Annotated in this window: 10 protein-coding genes; 7 read left to right on the top strand and 3 right to left on the bottom strand. The window is 54.9% G+C overall.

Going from position 1 to position 22,435, the window contains the following annotated elements:
• The first annotated feature begins 28 nt into the window (after window positions 1–28).
• The 5 genes from J5069_RS05075 to J5069_RS05060 all read left to right on the top strand — a co-directional run bounded on the left by J5069_RS05075 (window position 29) and on the right by J5069_RS05060 (window position 18,794).
• Entirely contained in the window at window positions 29–15,241 is a 15,213-nt protein-coding gene (locus J5069_RS05075) for a hemagglutinin repeat-containing protein (RefSeq protein WP_264642828.1), read from the top strand.
• Window positions 15,241–15,783 (top strand): DUF3916 domain-containing protein, encoded by a 543-nt coding sequence (locus tag J5069_RS05070; RefSeq protein WP_264642827.1) that lies wholly within the window; start codon window positions 15,241–15,243, stop codon window positions 15,781–15,783. The genes J5069_RS05075 and J5069_RS05070 overlap by 1 nt, the downstream gene beginning before the upstream one ends.
• A gap of 160 nt (window positions 15,784–15,943) precedes the next feature.
• Complete coding sequence (locus tag J5069_RS24260; RefSeq protein ID WP_413542216.1) at window positions 15,944–16,069, top strand: polymorphic toxin type 25 domain-containing protein; 126 nt, start codon at window positions 15,944–15,946, stop codon at window positions 16,067–16,069.
• Between the two features lie 716 nt (window positions 16,070–16,785).
• Complete coding sequence (locus J5069_RS24200; RefSeq protein WP_319801656.1) at window positions 16,786–18,507, top strand: VENN motif pre-toxin domain-containing protein; 1,722 nt, start codon at window positions 16,786–16,788, stop codon at window positions 18,505–18,507.
• Window positions 18,504–18,794, top strand: a complete 291-nt coding sequence (locus tag J5069_RS05060; RefSeq protein ID WP_264642826.1) for a hypothetical protein — start codon at window positions 18,504–18,506, stop codon at window positions 18,792–18,794. Before J5069_RS24200 ends, J5069_RS05060 begins: the two co-directional genes overlap by 4 nt.
• A 49-nt stretch (window positions 18,795–18,843) precedes the next feature.
• On the opposite strand, the gene J5069_RS05055 is transcribed toward J5069_RS05060, so the two are convergent.
• The gene (locus J5069_RS05055; RefSeq protein ID WP_264642824.1) at window positions 18,844–19,068 is read right to left on the bottom strand and encodes a type I toxin-antitoxin system SymE family toxin; all 225 of its coding nucleotides are present in this window, start codon (window positions 19,066–19,068) and stop codon (window positions 18,844–18,846) included.
• Between the two features lie 255 nt (window positions 19,069–19,323).
• Between J5069_RS05055 and J5069_RS05050 the strand changes: the two genes are divergently transcribed.
• Window positions 19,324–19,458: a hypothetical protein gene (locus J5069_RS05050; protein ID WP_264642823.1), complete on the top strand. Its 135-nt coding sequence runs from the start codon at window positions 19,324–19,326 to the stop codon at window positions 19,456–19,458.
• Between the two features lie 54 nt (window positions 19,459–19,512).
• Here the strand turns inward: J5069_RS05050 and J5069_RS05045 are convergent, their stop codons facing one another.
• Complete coding sequence (locus J5069_RS05045) at window positions 19,513–19,674, bottom strand: hypothetical protein (RefSeq protein WP_264642822.1); 162 nt, start codon at window positions 19,672–19,674, stop codon at window positions 19,513–19,515.
• Between the two features lie 175 nt (window positions 19,675–19,849).
• On the opposite strand from J5069_RS05045, the gene J5069_RS05040 reads away from it, so the two are divergent.
• Window positions 19,850–20,878 (top strand): Gfo/Idh/MocA family protein, encoded by a 1,029-nt coding sequence (locus tag J5069_RS05040; RefSeq protein ID WP_264642821.1) that lies wholly within the window; start codon window positions 19,850–19,852, stop codon window positions 20,876–20,878.
• A 14-nt stretch (window positions 20,879–20,892) separates the two neighbouring features.
• Here J5069_RS05040 and J5069_RS05035 read toward each other — a convergent pair whose 3' ends face one another.
• Window positions 20,893–22,134 (bottom strand): amidohydrolase, encoded by a 1,242-nt coding sequence (locus tag J5069_RS05035; RefSeq protein ID WP_264642820.1) that lies wholly within the window; start codon window positions 22,132–22,134, stop codon window positions 20,893–20,895.
• Between the last annotated feature and the right edge of the window lie 301 nt (window positions 22,135–22,435).

Here is a 22,435-nt window from a genome sequence, read left to right as displayed (position 1 = left end):
TGTACCAGGTGCCTACAAGAGGTCAGGGATGAGAACGATTAACACTGCGCAGCGCTACATGGCTTATCTCCTTATGGGGTTGATTGCCTGGCAACCGTTGTTACCGACTTTCGCGGCGGGCGTCAATGTAGCGACCGGTAACACCGCGGTTGATAAAGCGGGTAACGGTGTGCCGATCATCAATATCGCCACACCCAATGCGGCAGGTGTTTCTCATAATCAATACCACGACTTCAACGTGGATAAAAAAGGGCTGATCCTCAACAACGGCACCGATCAGCTTACTGCAACCCAACTCGGCGGCCTGATTCAGAATAACCCCAACCTTAAAGGCAAAGCCGCCGACGCCATCATTAACGAAGTGGTATCAACGCAGCGCAGTCAATTGGCGGGATACCTGGAGGTGGGTGGCAAACAGGCCAGCGTGATTGTTGCCAACCCTAACGGCATCACCTGCGATGGCTGCGGGTTTATTAACACGCCTAACGTCACCTTAACCACGGGCACGCCGCAGTTGGATGCTCAGGGGAACTTACACAGCATCAACGTGCAGCGCGGCGATATCACGCTAAGCGGGCAAGGGCTGGACGCCAGCAAGAGCGATTACCTGGGCCTGATTGCCCGTACCGCGCAAATTGATGCCGGACTGAACGGCAACGATGTACGTCTGGTGTTAGGCGCGAATCAGGTCAACGCGGACGGTTCGATAACGGCACAAACGGCTCCGCAGGATGGCGTAAAAGTGGCGCTGGACAGTGGCGCGCTGGGCGGCATGTACAGCAACCGTATCGTACTGATTTCCAATGATAAGGGCGTAGGCGTCAATCTGGGCAATATCAGTGCGCGCAGCGGTGATATTACGCTCTCGGCGAACGGAACGTTGCGCGTCGGCGATGCGGTAGCGCAGGGCAACCTGAGCGCGACGGGTGATACGTTGGCACTGCAAGGCAAGCAGCAGGCTGGCGGTGCGCTCACCCTGAGTGCGCAACAGAATATCAACATAAAGGATGCCACGCTGCGTGCCGGAAAGCAGATTGACGCGCAGGCTGGCGGTAGGTTGCAGGCCAGCAACAGCACGCTCAGTGCCGGTGTGAACGCTCAGGGCACGGTCGGCGATGAGCAGAATCTCAGATTAAAAGGTGACAATGTCACCCTTTTATCAACCCAACTCGCCGCTGGCAATGTAGTGGCGCAGGCAACAAATGCGCTCACGCAGGATGCGAAAAGCGGCATCAAGGCCGGTCGACAACTGACATTACAAGGCCGCGCGCTAACGTTGGCCGGGGAGGCGGACGCGCAGGATATTCACCTGGAGGCGCACACGCTGAAGGGGGAATCCAGTGCCAAGTGGCAGGCGAAAAACGGGGCAAACTTCGGTCTGTCACAGCAAGGTCAATGGTCCGGCGCGATGACGGCGGGCAATGCGCTGCGGGTGGAAGGCGGTGCGCTGACCCAGCGCGGTACGCTCGCTGCCGACACTATCACGCTACAACTGGATGCCTTGACCAACCTCGGGGATATCGCCGCGCGTGGCGACCTTACCTGGCAGGGTGCAACCCTGAATAACCGCGGCTCGCTGGCCGCAGGCCAGACGTTTCAGCTTCAGGGCAACGCGTTGAACAATGCGGGCACGCTCAGCGCCAGCCGGGCGCTGGCGTTGGAGCTTCAGGACGTATTGGATAATCAGGGCCACCTGCTGGCCGGTGATGCGCTCTCGCTGACGTCACTCAGCATGCTCAATCAGGGTAAGGTGCAGGCGGAAAACATCACGCTTGACGTCCAGTCGCTGCAAAATCAGGGCGATGTGATTGCCGAACAGCAGCTTGAGGTGCAGGCCGAGACGCTTGATAACGCGGGGGTTCTCAATGCCCAACGGCTGATTGCCTTACAGGGCGGCACGCTGAATAACAGCGGTACGCTGAGCGCGGGCGAGAAAATGACGTTGGCGCTGGGGAGCACGCTGACCAATCGCGGGATGGTGCAGTCCGGGCACGACTTACGGGTACAGGCCGGACACCTCGATAATCAGGGCACGCTGAGCGCGGCGGATCTCCACCTGAAGGCGGACAGCCTGCGCAATCAGGGCAACGTGCAAGCGACCCGGGATGCTGACATCGCGGTGGCGGAAGCATTAACGCAAACCGACGCGGGCACGCTGTTGGCGGGCGGGCAACTGGTGCTTGATGCCGCGACGGCGGACACGCAGGGCGACATTCAGGCACAACAGTTTGCGATGAAAGCGCAGCGCTGGCTGCAACAAGGCAGCGTCGGTATTCGTGGCGACGGCGATATTCAGGTGACGGATTGGCGCAACCAAGGACAAATGGTGCTGGGCGGCAACGGTGTGCTGTCGGGCGCTTCGCTGGTCAACAGCGGCAGTTGGCAATCCGCTGCGCTCGAGTGGCAAGGTGACACCCTTATCAATCAGGGGCGGCTCCAATCGTTGGGCTCGCTGGGTATCTCGGCCAGTGAACGCATAAGCAACAGCGGTTCGATTCTCGCGGCCAACGCCCTCGATCTGTTCGCACCTACGCTGATCAATGACGGCGACCTGCAAGGGTTAACGTTAAGCGCGGCGGGAACCGCCTTGACCAACCGTGGGCAGATGGCGGGGGCAAACCGTCTGTCGATTACACTGAGCGGCAACCTGGATAATCAGGGCGTGCTGATGGGCACCGAGGCACTCACTCTCGCCGTCGATGAGCGATTAAGCAACGGCGGCGAGGTGCTCAGCCAAGGGACGATCACCGCCAGTGCGCGGCAGCTCAGCAATGACGGACAATGGCAGGGCAATGCGTTGGCGCTAACGGCGCAAACGCTGCGCAACGCGGGCACACTGCTGGGCACCAATGCGCTCACGCTGAGCGCCACTGCGGCGCTGGATAACCTCGCGACCGGGAAATTGCAATCGCGCGGCAGCGCGCTGCTGCATGCCGAGCAGATAACTAATCTGGGTGAGTGGCAGGCAGAAAACATCACGCTGACAGCACATTCGCTGACCAACGCCGGAGCCATTCAGAGCGCGGATGCGTTGACGCTCACGCTGGACGGTGCAATGGGCAATGCCGGAACGTTCAGCGCCGGTGGCAACAGCACTTTGCGCGCGGCCAGTGTGGACAATCAGGGGGCCATCTCCAGCCGTGGTGCGGCGCTGTTTGACGCCTTGTCGCTGCAAAATGACGGCAGTATTACCTCCAGTGACAATCTGACGCTGCACGGTAACTACCAAGGCAACGGCTCGCTCAGCACGGCGGCGCAGTTGGCGCTTCAGGGCGAGCGGTTAAGCCAAAACGGTGAGTGGCAGGCGGATAACCTGACGGTGAACGCCACCCGATTTACCCACAACGGCACGTTACGCGCCCACGTGGTAGCGCTGTCGCTGACCGAACTGTTCAATAACGGTCAGATTGACGCAGACCAAACGCTCGCGCTGACGTTGGGCAACATGGATAACCGTGGCAACGTCAATGCGGGCGATATGACGCTGCGTGCAACCACGCTCACCAACAGCGGTTCACTTGCCAGCCAGCACGCAATGGAACTGCATCTGGTCGACAGCCTCGACAACAGCGGCGTTATCACGGCGCAGGGAGCGGTGGAGGTAACAGCGGAGCGCCTCCAGCAGTGGGGTACGCTGGAAGGGCAGCGTTTGACGCTGAATGCCGCCTCGCTGGACAACCGCGGCAAATTGCTGGGTGTAGAGGCGTTAACCCTGCATGTCGCCGACGCTATCTTCAACAGTGGCTATTTGCTCAGTCAGGGTGATGCCAGCATTCAAACCACGGCACTGGAGAATACCGGGCAGTGGCAGGCAAAACGTATTGATGTCAATGCGGCGCGCTTGACCAACAGTGGCAGCATGCTGGGGGGTGATGCGTTGACGCTGACCTTAGCGGAGCGCCTTGATAACAGCGCCTCCGGCAAACTGTTTAGCCAGGGCATTGCCAGCATCAATGCAGCAAATGTGGTCAACCTCGGTGAATGGCAGGCGTCGCAGTTGATGGTGCAGGCCAACCGGTTTGATAATCAGGGGCGCATGCAGGGCGATGCGCTGTTAAGCATTGAAACGGTTGTAACACCGGCACCGCTCACCGGGCGTATCGCCGCGCTTGGCGCGCAAACCGCGCAGCCAGCCTTAACCAATCAGGGCACGTTGCTATCCGGCGGGGAACTGCACCTGAACGGACAACAGATAGAAAACAGCGGTACGCTGCTCAGTGACGCAATGCACATTGGCGCGCATTCGCTGCGAAACCACGGTGATATTACGGCATTGACCACCCTGAACGCTGAACTGAGCTCCGTACTGGATAATGACGGTGCCATCAGCGGTGAAAATGTTGCTATTGTCGCTGAACGCATTGCCAATAGCGGTGATGTATCGGGTAAGGCGCAGTTGGCGCTGGCCGTCGCGCAGGATCTTGAAAATAGCGGCACGCTTTACAGTCAACGGCTCGGTGTTGATGCGCTCAATCTGCTCAACGACGGCAAGGTTACCGGCGCAACCGCGCTGGAATTGCACGTGCTCGGGGATGTTTACAATAGCGGTACGCTGGCTGGCCGTCAGCTGACGCTTGATGCAAGCGCATTGGCTAACGACGGCAATATTGTTGCCACCCAAAACGGTTATCTGCACCTGCAATCGCAGCTGAATAATCGCGGTTTGATCAGCGGACAGGGCGCGCTGCGCGTCGATGCTGGGCAGGTGCAGCAAGCTGCCACGCTGGAAGCACAAACGCTGACCCTCCAGGCGGATACGCTGGATAATAGCGGTACGCTGCTCGGCGTTGATGCACTGACGCTGGCGATTGTGGCTGAGGCGAAAAACAGCGGTAAATGGCTGTCGCAGGGCGATAGCGTCATTCAGGCCGCGCGTTTGGATAACCAGGGCACGGTGCAGGCAGAGCGCTTGCACATGGATGCGCAGCAGATGGATAACGCGGGGCAGATCCTCGGACTCTCTGCGTTAACGCTGGATGTGCAAGGTGGGCTGAACAATCATCAAACCGGCAAACTGCTGTCGCAGGGCGTGGCGACGCTGCATGCCGCTGACGTCACCAATCTGGGGGAATGGCAAGCCGATCACCTGCTGCTCAGCGCCGCGCGCGTCACCAATAGCGGACGCATTCAGGGTAACAGCGCGCTAACGATGGATCTCGGTGCCGATCCGCACAGCACATTGCATAATCAAGGCCGCCTGATTTCTGGTGGCTCCAGCCAACTGGCCGCCGCGCTGATCGACAACAGCGGCGTGATCTCCAGCCAAGGTCAGAGTGGGTTGACGGCCAATAGCCTGCTCAACAGCGGTAACATCGTTGCCAGCGAAGGCGTAACGCTGCAAGGCAACTACCGTGGCACGGGCAATCTGACCACCGATGGTCAACTGACTTTTCGCGGCGACTCACTGGAAAACGCCGGTGTCTGGCAGGGAAAAAACCTCGATGTGCGCGGCCTGACTCTCACCAACAGCGGCAGTCTGCTGGGCGATGACGTGACCCTTTATGCAGATCATGTCACCAATCAGGGGGCACTCACTGGCGTGAAAGCGATGCACCTGCTGCTCGATGCCGGGCTTAACAACGCAGGAACCATCAACAGCTATCTGCTGACGCTGAATGCCGAAAACATCGAAAACGACGGCCAAATCAACGGCATTGATGCATTTACTCTGCTCGCTAGCGGTGCGCTGCATAACACCGGCAACGGTATGCTATATGGCTCAGCATTAACGCTCGGAGCGGGCTCGCTCGATAATCAGGGCGACATCACTGGTGTCGACAGTCTGGATCTCACGCTTGCGCAGCGTCTTGACAACCGCGGCACGCTGAACAGCAACCACCTGACCGCCACCGCACAGCAGGCGGAAAACCGTGGCACGATAACCGGCGTTAAGGTGCTGACTGTCACGCTGAATAATGCCTTAACCAACGCGGGCGCGCTGCAAAGCAAGGCCCTGACGCTGATTGCCGATACGCTGACTAACCTTGGGCAACTGACCGGGTATGACACCGCTTCACTGCGCCTGAACCAGACGCTGGAAAACAGCGGTAACATCAGCGGCCAGCGCTTGGCGATCGCCGCACTTTCTGCCCTCAATCAGGGCCAACTGCTCGGCGTTGACGACCTGCAACTGACGCTGATTGATCAGTTGGATAACCGCAGCCAGATTGGCGGCAGCGGCACAGTACAGGTGACCGCCAATAACGTGCAACAGGCGGGATCACTGGAAGGGCGTCAGGTAGGTGTTAATGCCGAGGTCTTTGATAATAAGGGTAAGGTGCTAGGGCTGGATGCGCTGACGCTCAGTATCGGCGACAGTTTGACCAACCGGCAGAACGGCAAACTGCTTTCTGCCGGGCTGGCGACGTTCAACGCTGCACGAGCAGTGAATCAGGGCGAATGGCAAGCAAACGCGCTTGTGCTGCAAGGCAACCAGTTGATCAATACCGGGCGCATTCAAGGCGACCACGGTATTTCAGTGGTGCTCAATGCGACGACGTCTCCCAGTAAATTGTTGAATCAGGGCACGTTGGTGAGCGGCGGCGACAGCCGGATAAGCGCTAGCGCCATTGAAAACAGCGGCACACTCTCCACGCTCGGCAAGGCGACGCTGACGGGCGATACCCTAATCAATGCCCGCGATATTATCGCTGACGGCGCATTAACCCTGAGCGGTAATTATCAGGGCGCGGGACGGCTTGTCACCGGTGGAACGCTGGCGTTGTCCGGTGAACATCTGAGCAATCAGGGCCATTGGCAGGGACAAGATATCACGCTCACAGGTAGCACCTTCGATCAGCAAGGTGCATTGGTGGGCGCACAGGGTATCACCCTGACGCTGACCGATACGCTCACCATGGGTACTAACGGCCAGATGCTCGCTGGCACGACGCTGAATGCAAACGCACAGCGCATCGATAACCAGGGTTTCTTGCAGGGCAATACATTACTGCTCACCGCGGATGAGGTGCGCAATCAGGGAACGCTGTTGGGTAAACAGCAGTTTCAGCTTGATGCGGCCACCGGCTACTGGGCCAGTGCGCTCTCGGCACTGCTGAGCGATGGGCAAGGCGCTATCAATGCCAAACAACTCACACTGGATGGCGAGATTGCGGCACAGCGCCTGACGGTCACCAGCGACACGCTGGATAACGGTGGGCGCCTGTTAGGCGTGGAACGGGTAGACGTGACCAATACGGGCACGCTGACCAACCGCGCAGGCGGTGAACTGCTCAGCCACGGCGATGAGGTCGTGCGCAGTGGCAGCATCAATAACCTGGGGCTGATGCAGGGCAATACGCTGCAATTACAGGCTGCGACGTTGGATAACGCCGCGCGCATTCAGGGAACGCAATCCCTCTCGTTGAGCGGGTTGAGCCACTATCGCGGGTTACAGAACGGGCAACTGCTGAGTCAGGGCAGCGCCACGGTATCCGCACAGCGGATTGATAATGCGGGCTTGTGGCAAGCGGGCACGCTACAGATCGATGGTGACGCTCTGGAAAACAGCGGGCTGCTGGCCGGGCTCAATGGCATGACGCTGAAGGTTGAGCTGTTGCGCAATCAGGGAGAGCTGTTCTCGCAAGGCAGCATCAACGGCACCGGCACGCGCTTTGATAACGCGGGGCTGTTGACCGGGCTGAGCGGTTTCGAACTCAGCTACAGCGATCAAATCAATAACCTGAGCAATGCCCGTTTATTGAGCGGTGGCGACGGTGTGCTGAGCACCGGACGCTTTAGCAATCTGGGGCTGTGGCAGTCGGACGTACTGCATTTAACCGCACAACAGGCGGAAAACCGGGCGCAACTGCTCGGGGTTAATCAGGCCGATATCTCCCTGAGTGGGGATTTTGTTAACAACGGTACCGGTGAAGTGGCGAGCGGCGGTGTGCTGACGTTAGCGGCCAACGCGGTAGACAATGCGGGCACGGTTCAGGGGCAGCAACTGCTGCTCACTGCACAAGCGGTCACCAATCAGGGCAAGCTGCGCGGGCAACAGACGGCCCAGTTCACACTGGGTGGCACGCTGAGCAATGCCTCCGGCGCAGTCATCAGCAGTGACGGTACGCTGCGCGCTGACGCAGCGGCAATCGACAACCGGGGCACGATCAACGCGGCCACTGTCGATCTGCACGGGGAAACGCTCAGCAACGCCGGGCTGATTCAGGGCAGCAATGACGTGACGCTGGCCGGGCGTACTACGCTCACCAACCAGACTCCGGGCCAAGTGCTGTCCGGCGGTAATGCCACGTTAAGCGCGAATCTGCTCAACAACCTGGGGTATCTGCAAGGGCGAGAATTGGTGGTGCAGAGCCAGCAGTTGACGCAGCAGGGCCAGATGGTGGCGCAAGGAAAACTCAGCCTGCATATCCCTCAGTGGCGTAATCAGGGCACGCTACAGGCGCAGCAGTTGGAGATCGTTGCCGATCAATTGGAAAATCAGGGCACGCTGCTCGGTTTAACCCAACTGGCGCTGCATACACAGCGTTTGACCAACCTGCAAGGCGGCAAAATCTTCAGCGCACAGGATCTGCTGCTCGACACCGCTGAGTTGAACCAGCAGGGTCAACTGCTGGCGCTGGGCAATCTCGATGCCACCTTTACCGCACCTTTGTTGTTTACTCAGCAAATGGCAGCGGGCAAACGCCTGTCGGTCACGGTTAACGGTGATTTCGATCAGCGCGGCACGCTGCAAGGCGACGCCGTGCTGCTCACCAGCAGCGGTAATTTCAGCAATCAGGGTTCGATTGTGTCCGGTGCCGGAGAGTCACGCATTACGGCGCACACTTTCCAACAGGCAGAGGCGGGCAGCATTCAAACCGGTGGCAACCTGACACTGGAAAGTGATACCAGCGCCACTAATCACGGTTTTATCGGCACCGCTGGCGATCTGCTGGTAAAAGCCGGGGGCGCACTGGAAAACACCAGCCTGCTGTATGCTGGCGGCACGATGCGGTTGCTGACGGATAGCCTCACCAACCGCCTCGGCACCATCCTGGCAGGCAAAGACCTGTGGATTCAGCGTGACGCGCAGGGCAACGCCAATACCTCAGTCCTCAACAGCTCCGGCACCATCGAAACGCAAAACGGCGATATCACCATTGTCACCGGCGACCTGACCAATCAGCGGGAAGGGTTTGTGGTCACTGAGACCGAAGTGGATGTGTCGTCTCAGGAGATTAAACCGACGGGGACAACGTTGGTTTATACGCCTGAACAACTTATAAATGAGGGAGGGGTAGGCTATTATCAGGCTGTTATAGATATCGACCCGGTTATGTATAAGGATGATCCTGAATCTTACTATTACAGAGTGTGGTTGCCTGGGGTTTATAATGCTTACTCAAGAAAAGAATACTTGATTTCTGAAAAATCAATTACTGTTGAATCTCCGCACGGCGTTGGAAAAATAAACTCGGGGTCAAATATATCGATTACCTCTAGGGGGGTTAATAATTTAGCAGCGGTTGTATTTGCTAAAGAAAATATACTTATAGATGCTGCTGAATTAAATACTCATTCTTATCAATCTGGCATGTCAAAAGAGTCTGCCGTTTATAAATACACTGGCCCTGAACCCGACATGGCTTATAATCAGTGGAAACGAGATATATTTGATAATTCTTACTATGATGATATTTATCATTTTCCTAGAAGAGAAGAAGATGTCATTGTCTTCACCTTACAAGGCACCCCAACCCTTGAAGTCACCAACGGCCAATCCTACAACGCCCTAATCCAGGCAGGCGGCACCATTTCCGCCAATGTAACGCACGATATCAGCAATACCACGGTGCAAGCGGGCAACGGCAATTATACCCCTACGCTGATAGCGCCGACGCTGTCCTCCACGCAGGCGCTTTCCGGCGTGCAGCAACAGAACGCCAAAGCGCTGTCAGGAAAAATCACCTCAACCACCACTACGCTGATCGATCTGCGCAGCGCGCCCGGCAGTTCTGCCACACTGTCGGATTCGAATGCCACGGTGACGGCAGCCGGAAAAACGTTGTCACTGACACCGGTCAGCCAAACCACGCTGAATACCGACACGCTGACCACCGGCAATAGCCAGCTCAATGCCCCGCAGCAGGGTATCACCTCGCAAACCCTGACGCTGCAAGGGCCGGAACAGGCACAAACGGCGCAAACCGGCGGTGCGATTCAGCCGATGACGGGTGGCGCACTTAGCGCTACCGAGACACTGGGTTCTGCACCGGTGGCGACCCACACCGATATTAACCTTGCCCAACCGAATATCGTGCCAGTGTCATCGCAAACCAGCGCGACGCAGACGCCCATTGCGGTAGCGCAGCCGGGCAGCGTCACCCTCGATCCGCTCAAGCCGCAGGTGGAAAATGTGTCAGGCACTGCACCGTTGTCGCCTAACGCACTGCTGGCCGAAATTCAGAACGGGCTGCAAAACCTGAATAACAACGCGCCGGTCGACTATCCGCTGCCGACCGGCGGCAACGGCCTGATGGTGCTCGATCCGGCCAGCGACAGCCGCTACCTGATCCACACCAACCCCAAACTGGACCAACTGGGGCAGGTCGATAACCAACTGTTTAACGATCTCAATGCGCTGCTGGGACAGAAACCCACGACGGCACCGCAGATTGAAACCTCCAGCCAATGGACACAAGCCGACAAGGTGCTGGGCTCCGAATATCTGCTTGGCAAACTGAACCTGGATGCTGAACGGGATTACCGCTTTTTGGGCGATGCCGCCTTCGATACCCGCTATATCAGCAATGCGGTGCTGAGCCAGAGCGGCACGCGCTATCTCAACGGCATGGGCACCGATCTGCAACAGATGCAATATCTGCTGGATAATGCCGCCAGCGCCCAACAGGCGCTGAACCTGACGCTGGGCGTCAGCCTGAGCGACGCGCAGGTAGCGCAACTGACGCACAGTATCGTGTGGTGGGAAAACGTCGAGGTTAATGGTCAAACGGTGCTGGCCCCCAAGCTGTATCTGGCGCAGGCGGATAAAACCAATGTGCAGGGCAGCGCCATCGTCGCCAACACTCTCGATCTCAAAGTGGGCGGCAGCGTGACCAACAGCGGCACCCTGAAAGCGGTGGAGTTATTGGCCATCGCCAGTGGCGATAAAATCGATAACCAGCAGGGCGGCATCATCGCTTCCGATGGCGGTCTGAATCTGGTGGCTCTCAACAATATCACCAACACCAGCAGCCAAATCAAAGGCAACCAGGTGCAATTGGTGAGCGTAAATGGCGACATCGTCAACGACACGGTGACGCGCCAGTGGCAAACCGCCGCCGGAAGCGGTGCCTTGATCTACACCGGATTGGGAAACACAGCGACCATCAGCGCGGCGGGCAGCCTGAACTTGTCCGCGGGCAACGACATCCGCAACACGGCGGCGACGCTCAGTGCGGCGCAAGACATGACGCTGGCCGCAGGCAACAACCTGGCATTGGAATCCCTGACGCTCACCAACAACCGCTTGGATCAATACGGTGGCAGCACCGCGTCAACGCGCAGCACTACCGTGCAGGGCAGCGAGATTCTGGCGGGCAACGCCTTTAGCGCCACGGCGGGCAAAGACCTGACGATTGATGCCAGCCGGGTAACGGCGGGCAGCGGCCTGTCCTTGACGGCCGGGCAGGATATCCTGCTCAGCGCGCAGCAGACGCTGGCGGAAACGGCCAGCCGCAGCGGTGTTAATGCGATGCAGCGCACCAATCAGGGCATCAGTGCCGCGCAGTTACTGAGTGGTGGTGAGCTTTCCCTGAAAGCGGGGCAAGACATCACCGCACAAGCTGCCAGCCTGAACGCAAAAGGCAATGCAGCGCTGGCAGCCGGGCGGGATCTGAACCTGCTTTCTGAGGAAACGGAAACCTACAGCGCCAATAATTGGAAACGCCATGCCGACTGGCAGCGTTCCGAAAAACAAGAGAGCACCACGGTCACGGCGGCGGGTAATCTGGCGCTCAGCGCCGGTAATGATATCAATCTGCAAGCCGCACAAGGCACAGCCAGCGGTGCATTGACCGCGCAGGCAGGCAAAAACCTCAATCTGGTCTCAGCAACGGAAACCGAACACACCTTCTTTGAAGAAACCAAGGTTAAAAAGAAAGCGTTTTCGAAAACGGTCACCCGCACGTTGCGAGAAACCGAGCAAACCAACGAGAAAGCCAGCTTACTGTCCGGGGATAGCGTAACCCTTGCCGCCGGTCAGGATGTCAATCTGCAAGGCTCGGCCATCGCTGGGGACAAAAACGTCGCGATTGTGGCTGGGAAGGATGTCAACACCGCTGCCAGCGTGGAAAACTACCTCAATTATCAAGAATATCAGAAGAAAAAGAGTGGCTTGATCGGCAGCGGCGGCATTGGATTCACCATTGGCTCCACCTCGATGAGCCAAAAAATGCGCGATCAGGCGGCGACGCAAAGTCAAAGCGTCAGCACTATCGGCAGTACCACCGAATCGGTCGATATCAAAGCCGGGCAGCAAGTGCGTATTGAAGGCACGGATATTGTGGCGAAAAAAGATATCCGACTGGAAGGGAGCGACGTCAACCTGCAACCGGGCTATGACCTGCGCAAACAGCAGCAGGAGACGGTGCAGAAGAGCAGTGGCATCACCATCGCACTTTCTGGTGTGGTCGGCTCAGCGCTCAACAGCGCAGTGCAAAGTATTCAGGCCGCTACGCAGGAAAGTGATAGCCGTTTGGCGTTGCTGCAAAGCATGAAGGCCGGATTATCGGGCTATCAGGCCTATCAGGGCAGCCAGTCGGATCTTAACAACAAAGGGGAAAACGCGTTTGTTGGCGTCAGCATTTCCCTTGGCGCACAAACCTCGAAATCCAGCCAAAGCAGTGAACAGCAGCAAAGCTTTGGCACCACGCTCAATGCCGGACAGGATGTGGCGATCACCGCGCGCAGCGGCGATGTGACGGTCGCGGGCAGTCAGGTCAAAGCCGGGGGCGATATTGCCCTTAACGCGGCGCAAGACGTCAAACTGCTCTCCGCGCGCAACACGGAATCGATGGAAGGCAGCAACAAGAGCAGCGGTGGAGCCATCGGGGCCAGCATTGGTGTCGGCAACAGCGGTTTCGGTATCAGTATTTTCGCCAATGCCAACGTCTCGAAAGGGCGGGAAACCGGCAAAGGCAATACCTGGTCTGAAACCACGCTGGATGCAGGCAACAAAGCCACAGTGAACGCCGGACGCGACACACAACTCATCGGTGCTCAGGTGAGTGGCGAACGAATCGAACTGGTGACCGAGCGCGATCTGCTGCTGCAAAGCCAGCAGGACAGCGAGCGCTATGACTCGAAGCAAACCAGCGCTTCCGCAGGCGGCAGTTTCTCCATCGGCTCCATGACCGGCAGCGGCTACCTGAGTTTCAGCAAAGACAAAATTCATAGCAACTTTGACAGCGTGCAGCAGCAGACCGGGCTGTTTGCGGGCAGCGAGGGGTACAGCGTCAAGACGGGTGCACATACCCAACTGGATGCCGCGGTGATTGGCTCCACCGCCAGTGCGGATAAAAACGCACTGGAAACCGGCACGCTGGGCTGGAGCGGGCTGGACAACAAGGCAGACTTCAAGGTAGAACATTCGGGAGCGGGTATCAGTATGAGCCCGTCGATGCAGGGCAATATGCTCTCTTCGCTGGCGATGACAATGCCTTCGGCGCTGATGTCGCTCGGCAGCAACGGCAGTGCATCAAGCACCACCTACGCCGCTGTCAGCGAGGGCAGCCTGCTGATCCGTGATACGGCGAATCAGCAGCAGGATGTGACCACGCTGAGCCATGACGTGGAGCATGCCAACAATGCCCTGAGTCCGATCTTTAACAAAGAGAAAGAGCAACAACGCCTGCGCCAGGCCCAGCTAATTGGGGAGATTGGCGGTCAGGTGATGGATATTGTGCGCACGGAAGGCGAGCAACGTGCGCTGAAAAAAGCAGAAGAGTCCGGTGAGGTAGGGTACCCACGCCCGGCAGATGATGCCAACGATCAGGATATAGATAAGAAATGGGCTGCGTACAAGGCTGCTTTAACGCAAACGCAAAGCTACAAAGACGAGATGAAGCAATACGGCGTTGGCAGCAGCTATCAGCAGGCGGCGCAGGCCGCGACGGCGGCGATACAGGCGCTGGCGGGCGGCGATATCAAGCAGGCGATAGCCGGAGGTGCCGCGCCGTATCTGGCGCAGTTGGTGAAAGAAGCCACGCTGCCGGCCAAAGGCGAACCCACCACTGAGCAAAGAGCCGCCAACCTGATGGGCCACGCGATAGTCGGTGCGGTGGTGGCACAGCTTTCCGGCAAGGATGCGGGGGCAGGTGCACTGGGAGCGGCGAGCGGTGAACTGGCCGCCGAGGTTATTCGTCAGAAGATGTTCGATGGCAGAGACGTAAAGGATCTGTCCGAAAGCGAAAAGCAATCTCTTAGCGCGTTGTCGACGCTGGCGGCAGGGTTGGCATCAGGATTGGCATCGGGTAATACGGCGGATGGCGCGAGTGGTGCGCAGGCCGGGCGTAATGCGGTTGAGAATAACTCGCTCAGTGGTGACAAAGCGCGTGAATCCGTTAAACAAAGTGCTGAGTACTGGAAAGAACAAGTCAGGGATAAGCTGGGCGACGGCACAACCTCAGCTATCGCGAACAGCATTATCAATGCAGTTGCTGATACTGGCGATGCTGCATTAGGCGGAGCGGATTACGTAGCAGATGCGGCAATGGTGCTGGCATCCTGTGCCGCCGGAGACAGCTACTGCAGTCAGGCATTGAGCGATCTGTCCGGGAAGAATCAGGCAGCAGCAGACACTATCACCGCATTGATGCAGAGTGAAACCTGGTCAGCAGTTGCCGATACGGTTAAAAAGGCGTCTGAAGGCAATCAGGTTGCGCTGGAAGCTACCGGTGGGATGCTGGCCGGGATTATATTGCCGGGTAAGAAAGTGCCATATGTTCCAAATGCAGGAGCTGTGGGAAATATGAAAGAATTTCTTACCCAACCGGGGCTTGGTTCTCAGATAAAAAATAGTGCTCAAAAAAGTAGTCAAATATATCAAGGTCAGAGCATTTATAAAGCAAATAGTGACATTGGAGATGTGATCAAAAAGGGTGATCAATTCTATCTGGATGGGCAACATAAAAATCATCTTGAAGTATTCGATAGTAAAGGTAAATTCAAGGCAGTATTAAATCTTGATGGAACTATTAATAATGTTAAGACTGAGGCAGCTAAGGGAAGGAAAATATAATGCGGCAGCTGGCAATAAGTAATAAAAAATTGCGAGGAATTCCACGTAGATTAAGATCATTAAAGAGATGGTCGGAGTCGTATGCATCTAAATTTCCGGAGATTAGTTCTGAAGACTACTCTTATGGCTACTGGAATGTCAAAATCCCCGTACATTTTTCACTGGTTCAAGGGAAGCAGACTAGTCGTGACATTCAGTCATATTGTGCACAAAAATTGATAAATGCAGCATATGAAATTCATCAAGCTAAGCCTGTTAACAAAAATGATATAAGAGTTACGTGCAGTATTGTTTTACCTGATATGTTTTCAAGTGAATTATGTTTATTTACTTCTGAAGAGTATTTCGATATGCATACATCGCCGGGGGTTAATGTTTTTGGTCAGCTAAGTTTATTGCATGATCGAAGTTTAATCAGAGAGTGGGGTTTAGAATTACCGAAAGGGTTCTCTGAGTTAGGAATAGTAAGAGTATGTGAAAATGATGAGGGTGAACTTTATCATTCAGAGCACTGGTACATTGGTGAAGTCAGTAAAAAGTAAGAGACTGTAATTAAAATTATGTAATTGTCTGTTTTTGGTATGTTCACTCCAACAACGGAGACAGGCAAATTATGGACTAAAAGAAACTTAAAGCCCTTGCGGCTGAACTGGCCAAAGGCCTTAAAACCGAAGCCGATCTCAATCTGCTGGGAAAGATGGTATTGGTTTTTCTTTCTCTGTTGGGCCAAGTATTGGTTTTACAGGATCTTCAACTGTTTCTCATATTGAAAAAATAGATCTGAACGGTGATTCTACTAAGGAAATATACCGCTATGATTTCAAATGATATTATTCTTAATTTGTCATCGTTTATCATGTTTTTTTATCATTATGGGGGGTGTGTTTCTTTATTTTTGTGTATAAAAACCTTGGTGGGTCTAAGGTAGGTAAGGATTCTTTACTTTTTTTAATGTTATGTGTTTCAAACATAACATTTTATCAAACTGTGCATTAATTTTTCTTGTCCTTGGTTATATAACAGCAGCAATAGCTGAATGTCGAAGAGAATTTAATAGTTTTCTGTTAATGTCTAACTTGGCTGGAGGGGTGTCATTCTTTTTCTTTGCACTATATGGGAAGTGTTTTTACCAAGGATTAATTAATGATGAAAAAACGTTTTTTTTATTAGGATTTTTTTAACAAAATTAGATCTATCCTTTGGGGCGATTTTTCTTTGGCTATCAAGGTTCGCGTATATAACATGGTTGATTGTATTCATTAGTAATTGAACTTCGTGACTTAGAAAATCCCGGTCCCTAAAAGGCCGGGATCGTTGTTTTTACCGTCAGAAGCGCAGCTAAGTCTCAATCACCAGCTTGCTGCGCTCAGCGGTAACGATAACGGGCTGCCCGGTGTTGAAGTTAAGGCCTTCTCGCTGTAACTGTAGTCCCTCCGGTTTTTAGTACCACGCACCAGTGCGGACTGGAAACCGGCACGCTGGGCTGGAGCGGGCTGGACAACAAGGCGGACTTCAAGGTAGAACATTCGGGAGCGGGTATCAGTATGAGCCCGTCGATGCAGGGCAATATGCTCTCTTCGCTGGCGATGACAATGCCTTCGGCGCTGATGTCGCTCGGCAGCAACGGCAGTGCATCAAGCACCACCTACGCCGCTGTCAGCGAGGGCAGCCTGCTGATCCGTGATACGGCGAATCAGCAGCAGGATGTGACCACGCTGAGCCATGACGTGGAGCATGCCAACAATGCCCTGAGTCCGATCTTTAACAAAGAGAAAGAGCAACAACGCTTGCGCCAGGCCCAGCTAATTGGGGAGATTGGCGGTCAGGTGATGGATATTGTGCGCACGGAAGGCGAGCAACGTGCGCTGAAAAAAGCAGAAGAGTCCGGTGAGGTAGGGTACCCACGCCCGGCAGATGATGCCAACGATCAGGATATAGATAAGAAATGGGCTGCGTACAAGGCTGCTTTAACGCAAACGCAAAGCTACAAAGACGAGATGAAGCAATACGGCGTTGGCAGCAGCTATCAGCAGGCGGCGCAGGCCGCGACGGCGGCGATACAGGCGCTGGCGGGCGGCGATATCAAGCAGGCGATAGCCGGTGGTGCCGCGCCGTATCTGGCGCAGTTAGTAAAAGAAGCCACGCTGCCAGCCAAAGGCGAACCCACCACTGAGCAAAGAGCCGCCAACCTGATGGGCCACGCGATAGTCGGTGCGGTGGTGGCACAGCTTTCCGGCAAGGATGCGGGGGCCGGTGCACTAGGTGCAGCGAGCGGTGAACTGGCCGCCGAGGTTATTCGTCAGAAGATGTTCGATGGCAGAGACGTAAAGGATCTGTCCGAAAGCGAAAAGCAATCTCTTAGCGCGTTGTCGACGCTGGCGGCAGGGTTGGCATCAGGATTGGCATCGGGTAATACGGCGGATGGCGCGAGCGGTGCTCAGGCCGGCCGGAATGCGGTTGAGAATAATTATCTTAATTCCACACAGGCACTGATGTTCGATAAAGAACTATCAGATTGCCGTAAAGCTGGTGGTGACTGTCAGGCAGTAATTGATAAATGGAAGAAAATCAACGATGGTCAAAGCGCCACTGTTGACGAAAGGCTGGAGAATGATCCTTTAACGGCGGTTGGATGGGATAAGGAAGTTGCTCAGGGCGGCTATGATATGACAGAGCGTCCTAGCTGGTTGAGTCGCATCGGTGCTGATGTAATGACCAACGAGGAAGCTAAAGCTTACGTTCAGCAGTGGAACGGTCAGGATCTGGCTAATATTGATGTAAATAGCTCTGGCTGGACGGAATTTGTGATATTTATCTCGGCCCCTGAAAATCAGGCAGTAGTAGCTTCTTTGGGAATGCTGGGTAAAGATCTTATTCTGGTAGCAAAAAATACCTTTACGACAAAATCTTTACTTAAAGAAATGACAGCCCAAGGCATTAAATTTACACATGAAAATGTTGTTGGCGTTGCAAAGGATAGTAGCGGTAAAATCATCTTCCTTGAGAAAGGTAATTCTAAATCAGGATTGCAGCATATTGTGGAAGAACATGGTAGCCAGTTTGCACAAATAGGCGTGCCAGAATCTCGTATCCCTGATGTAGTATTGAAAGCTGCTGCTGGTGGTAAAATAGTTGGTTATCAAGGATCTGGAACCGGTCGGCCAATCTATGAAACCATGATAAACGGTAAAAAATATAATATTGCTGTTACCGTAGGAAATAATGGATATATAGTGGGAGCTAACTTACGAGGCTCAGTAAAATGAAGAAAATAAAACTAATGGCTGATTATCAGTGCCATCCATTATGGGATATATCCCCAGAAAATTATGGAGATATATCACCTGAAGAATTGCTAATATCTTCAGAATTAAAAAATAGCCTTGAAAAATGGGCTAAGCGATACGATGCCATTCTAAATATGGATGATCCAGCATCATCTGGCTTTAAAAGTGAAAACGAAGAAAATTTATTTATTGATGATGGCTATAAGTTAGCTCGACGTCTTCGTGAAGAACTTGGAAATGAGTACGAAATTATTTATCAGCCTTAAATGAAAAATCCCGGCCCCTAAAACAGGCCGGGATTTTTACCCTTATCGGTCAAAACCGCAGTTCAGTCTCGATCACCAGTTTACCGCGCTCAACGGTGACAATAACCGGCTGTCCAGTATTAAAACCGAGATCTTCGAGCCACTTGCTGCTGAGCTTAACCTGCGGGCTGGGCGGTTTTTTACCGCCATTGGGGGCGTAATCGACGGTATAATGCCGTTGTAGCTCTTTTGCTTCAGTTGCGCATGGTTCTGACTTAGCGTCGCGTTCAACCATAATTACCTACCTCACTTAGTTGGTTATGGTGAGCGAGCTAGAGTGTTCGAGCACGTCAACAGGACATAATCAGTATCTATAAAAGTGAATGGACGAGTTTTGCAGGGATACTTACAGTTGCTTTTGAGCTTATCCAAAGCGTAAAAAACTTACAAGGAGTTTCAATGAATTGGCAGCATGTGTTCTTCTAGGCTGCGGTTGCGCTGGTCGTGGCAAGCATTCTCACGTGGATGAGGAAAAAACAATGATTTGCAGATGATTGTCGATCCTGCGGCAAAACAGGTCGATCGCAAAAAGGCCTGTGACATTACATTACAGCTGTATCGCCACATTCTTGCACTGCCGCCACAACAAGCCGCAGCTGTGATCCGCAGTGTGCTAACCAACTGAATAAGCCAGCCAACGACCAGTATTTACCCGTGGGGAATCCCGGTGTAACACGCGTCAAATCTCAAATCCCGGCGCAACTTCTTTCACCTGGCAGGCGTCGGGCTTCGGCGTGCCAGCGGGTATCGCCGTGCAATCGGGTTTAAACGGGTTCAGGGCATCACGGTTGAGATAAAGCAGCAATAACACGATGGCGATCAGCAGGCATTTTTTGGTCATAAGCAGGCTATTTCATTGAATAATGCAGCACGTATTACCGTGCACAGAACGGGCATGGGTTACACTGCGTCTGACTAAAACGCGATTCAGATCACAGCCGATGAGGAACGCACAGTGTAAAGGCTTTTGCTCACGCTGTCTTCCCGAAGTCGCCGCACAGCATACCGGAGGTAATATGAGCGTCGAGAAACTGCGTTTTGCCGCAGTGCAGTTAGAGCACTCCCATATCTATGACATGTGCAGCCATCTGATTGGCGCAGGCGCGGAGCTGGTTGCGGTGTACGATCCTGATCCGATTAAGCGTGAACGCTTTGCCGCGCGTTTTCCTGATGTGGCGCTGGCGAGCAGCGTTGATGCGATTTTGACAAACCCGGCGATCCACCTGGTCGCTAGCGCGGCAGTGCCTGATGAACGCGCCGATCTCGGTCTACGCGTCATGGCGGCAGGTAAAGACTATTTTACCGACAAACCGCCGTTGACCACGCTGGCACAGTTGGAAGCAGTAAAAACCGCTGTGGCACAAACCGGGCGCAAATATGCCGTTTATTTTAATGAGCATGTGGTGGTGGACAGTGTGTTGTACGCGGGCGAATTGGTGCGTCAGGGCGCGATCGGGCGGGTTCTCCAGACCATCGGCGTTGGGCCGCATCGCGAACGCGGTACGCGTTCTGACTGGTTTTACCAGCGCCAGCGCTACGGCGGCATTTTATGCGACATCGGTATCCATCAAATCGAGCAGTTCCTCTATTTTACCGGCAATACGGCGGCGAGCGTGGTTGCCAGTCAGGTGGCCAATTATCATCATCCGCACACGCCTGAGTTCGAGGATTTTGGCGATGCCATGCTGCGCGGTGAAAACGGTGCCACAGGCTATTTTCGCTGTGACTGGTTTACGCCGGACGGGCTCAGCGCCTGGGGCGATGGGCGTCTCACCATTTTGGGCACAGAAGGGTATATTGAACTGCGTAAATATGTCGATATCACGCGCGGCGAAAGCAACATTCTCTATCTGGTGAATAAGGAGGGCGAGCAGCGTATCGCGACGGCGGGCAACGTCGAGCGGCGTTTTTTCCGCGAGTTTGTGCAGGACTGCCTTAACCGTACTGAAAACGCCATGACGCAGCAATGGGTGTTCACCGTGACGGAATTGGCGCTATGCGCTCAACGCCTGGCGCAGCAGATTACTCCAGCCGAGCGCGAATAATCTGCTAAATCCCATCACTGGGTTGACGCGGTTGCCTTGCTGGTCGGTGACGCGTGTTGCTCTTGTGCTAGCTGATGCAATGCGGCTTCTGCCAGTGCGGCAAAATAGCGCGATGCAGGGTAGATAGCCGACTCATCAGGGTTGAAGCCAGGATGATGCAGGCCAAACGGGCTGCCAGAACCGATACTGACAAACGTACCGGGGCAGCCCTGCAAATAAAGCGCAAAATCTTCCCCCCCCATCTGCCGTTCTGCGGTTTCAACCTGATAGCCGTGTTCCGTAGCCACCTGGCGGCTAAAATCGGCCCAAAACGGCGTATTGACCACAGAGGGTGGGCCGGGGTGCCACACCAGTTCGGCCTGTGCGCCCAGTGCAGCAGCCGTGCCGTGGATAACCTGACGCATCATATCTGGCACCTGCTCCCGCACCTGCGTGCTGTAAGTACGTACCGTTCCTTCCAGTTCGACCGTTTGCGGTAATACGTTCCAGGTATTGCCGCCTTCGATACGGGTCACGCTGACCACCAACGATTCCAGTGAACTCACCCGGCGGCTGGGAAGGGTTTGCAGGGCGATGACAATATGGCTGGCGGCAATGATGCTGTCGATCCCTTCTTCCGGCTTGGCGGCATGTGCCCCTTTACCGGTGATGCGAATGGAAAATCGGTCGACGTTGGCGTAAAAAGCCCCCGAGCGCGTGGCGAATGTGCCGCTTGGCAACTCCGGCGCGTTGTGTAAGCCAAACACGGCGGAGACCGGCTGTAGCGCGCCGGCGTGAATCAGTTGTCGCGCACCGACGGAAACCTCTTCCGCGGGTTGAAACAGCAGGCGCACACGGCCAGGCAACTGCGCTTCGCGGGCTTTCAGCAGCCCCGCTGCGCCCAGCATCACCGCAGTATGAAAATCGTGTCCGCACGCATGCATCACGCCAGGATGTTGTGAGCGGAAAGGGACATCGGTGTCTTCGACGATCGGTAACGCATCGATATCTGCGCGTAACGCAACCACGGGCCCCGAGGACGCGCCAATATCGGCGACAACGCCGGTTTTCAACGATAGGGGTAAGGGGGAGATCGACAGTTGATCCAGCCAGCGGGTAATGCGCTGGGTGGTCTGATGCTCCTGCTCAGACAGTTCAGGAAATTGATGAAGCTCACGCCGCCATTCAATAACGCGACGTGCCAACGCATCGGTACTGTGCGTATCGTTACTATCGGTACTACAGGGCGCTTCTGGCGCAGGTGTACGGGTTGTCATCTCACTTCTCCCCATGGATTGCCTGCTATCAACCGTAGCGGATCCCTCGACGCGAAATAAATATCGTCTGGTTATATTTTATGACTGTAAAGCAGAACGACCGCCGCCACGCACGCTTCTCAGCGCCGTGAATAAAGGAAGAATACTGTACCGGCTTATATTTCCCTGCGTGTCTATAAGACGCGTATCAATATTTATTTCGTGACAGAAAAAAGCCAACAAAAAGTGAGGAATAGCATATCACACAGGCAGAAAGTGGCAGATTTGAACAATGTATTCCTGTTTTCTGAATGCAGAAATC

This window comes from Candidatus Symbiopectobacterium sp. NZEC127, from assembly GCF_025962675.1.
In the GTDB taxonomy this organism is placed as follows: domain Bacteria; phylum Pseudomonadota; class Gammaproteobacteria; order Enterobacterales; family Enterobacteriaceae; genus Symbiopectobacterium.
The sequence above is the reverse complement of the archived record's forward strand: the minus strand, read 5'-3'. Positions and strand labels throughout refer to the sequence as shown.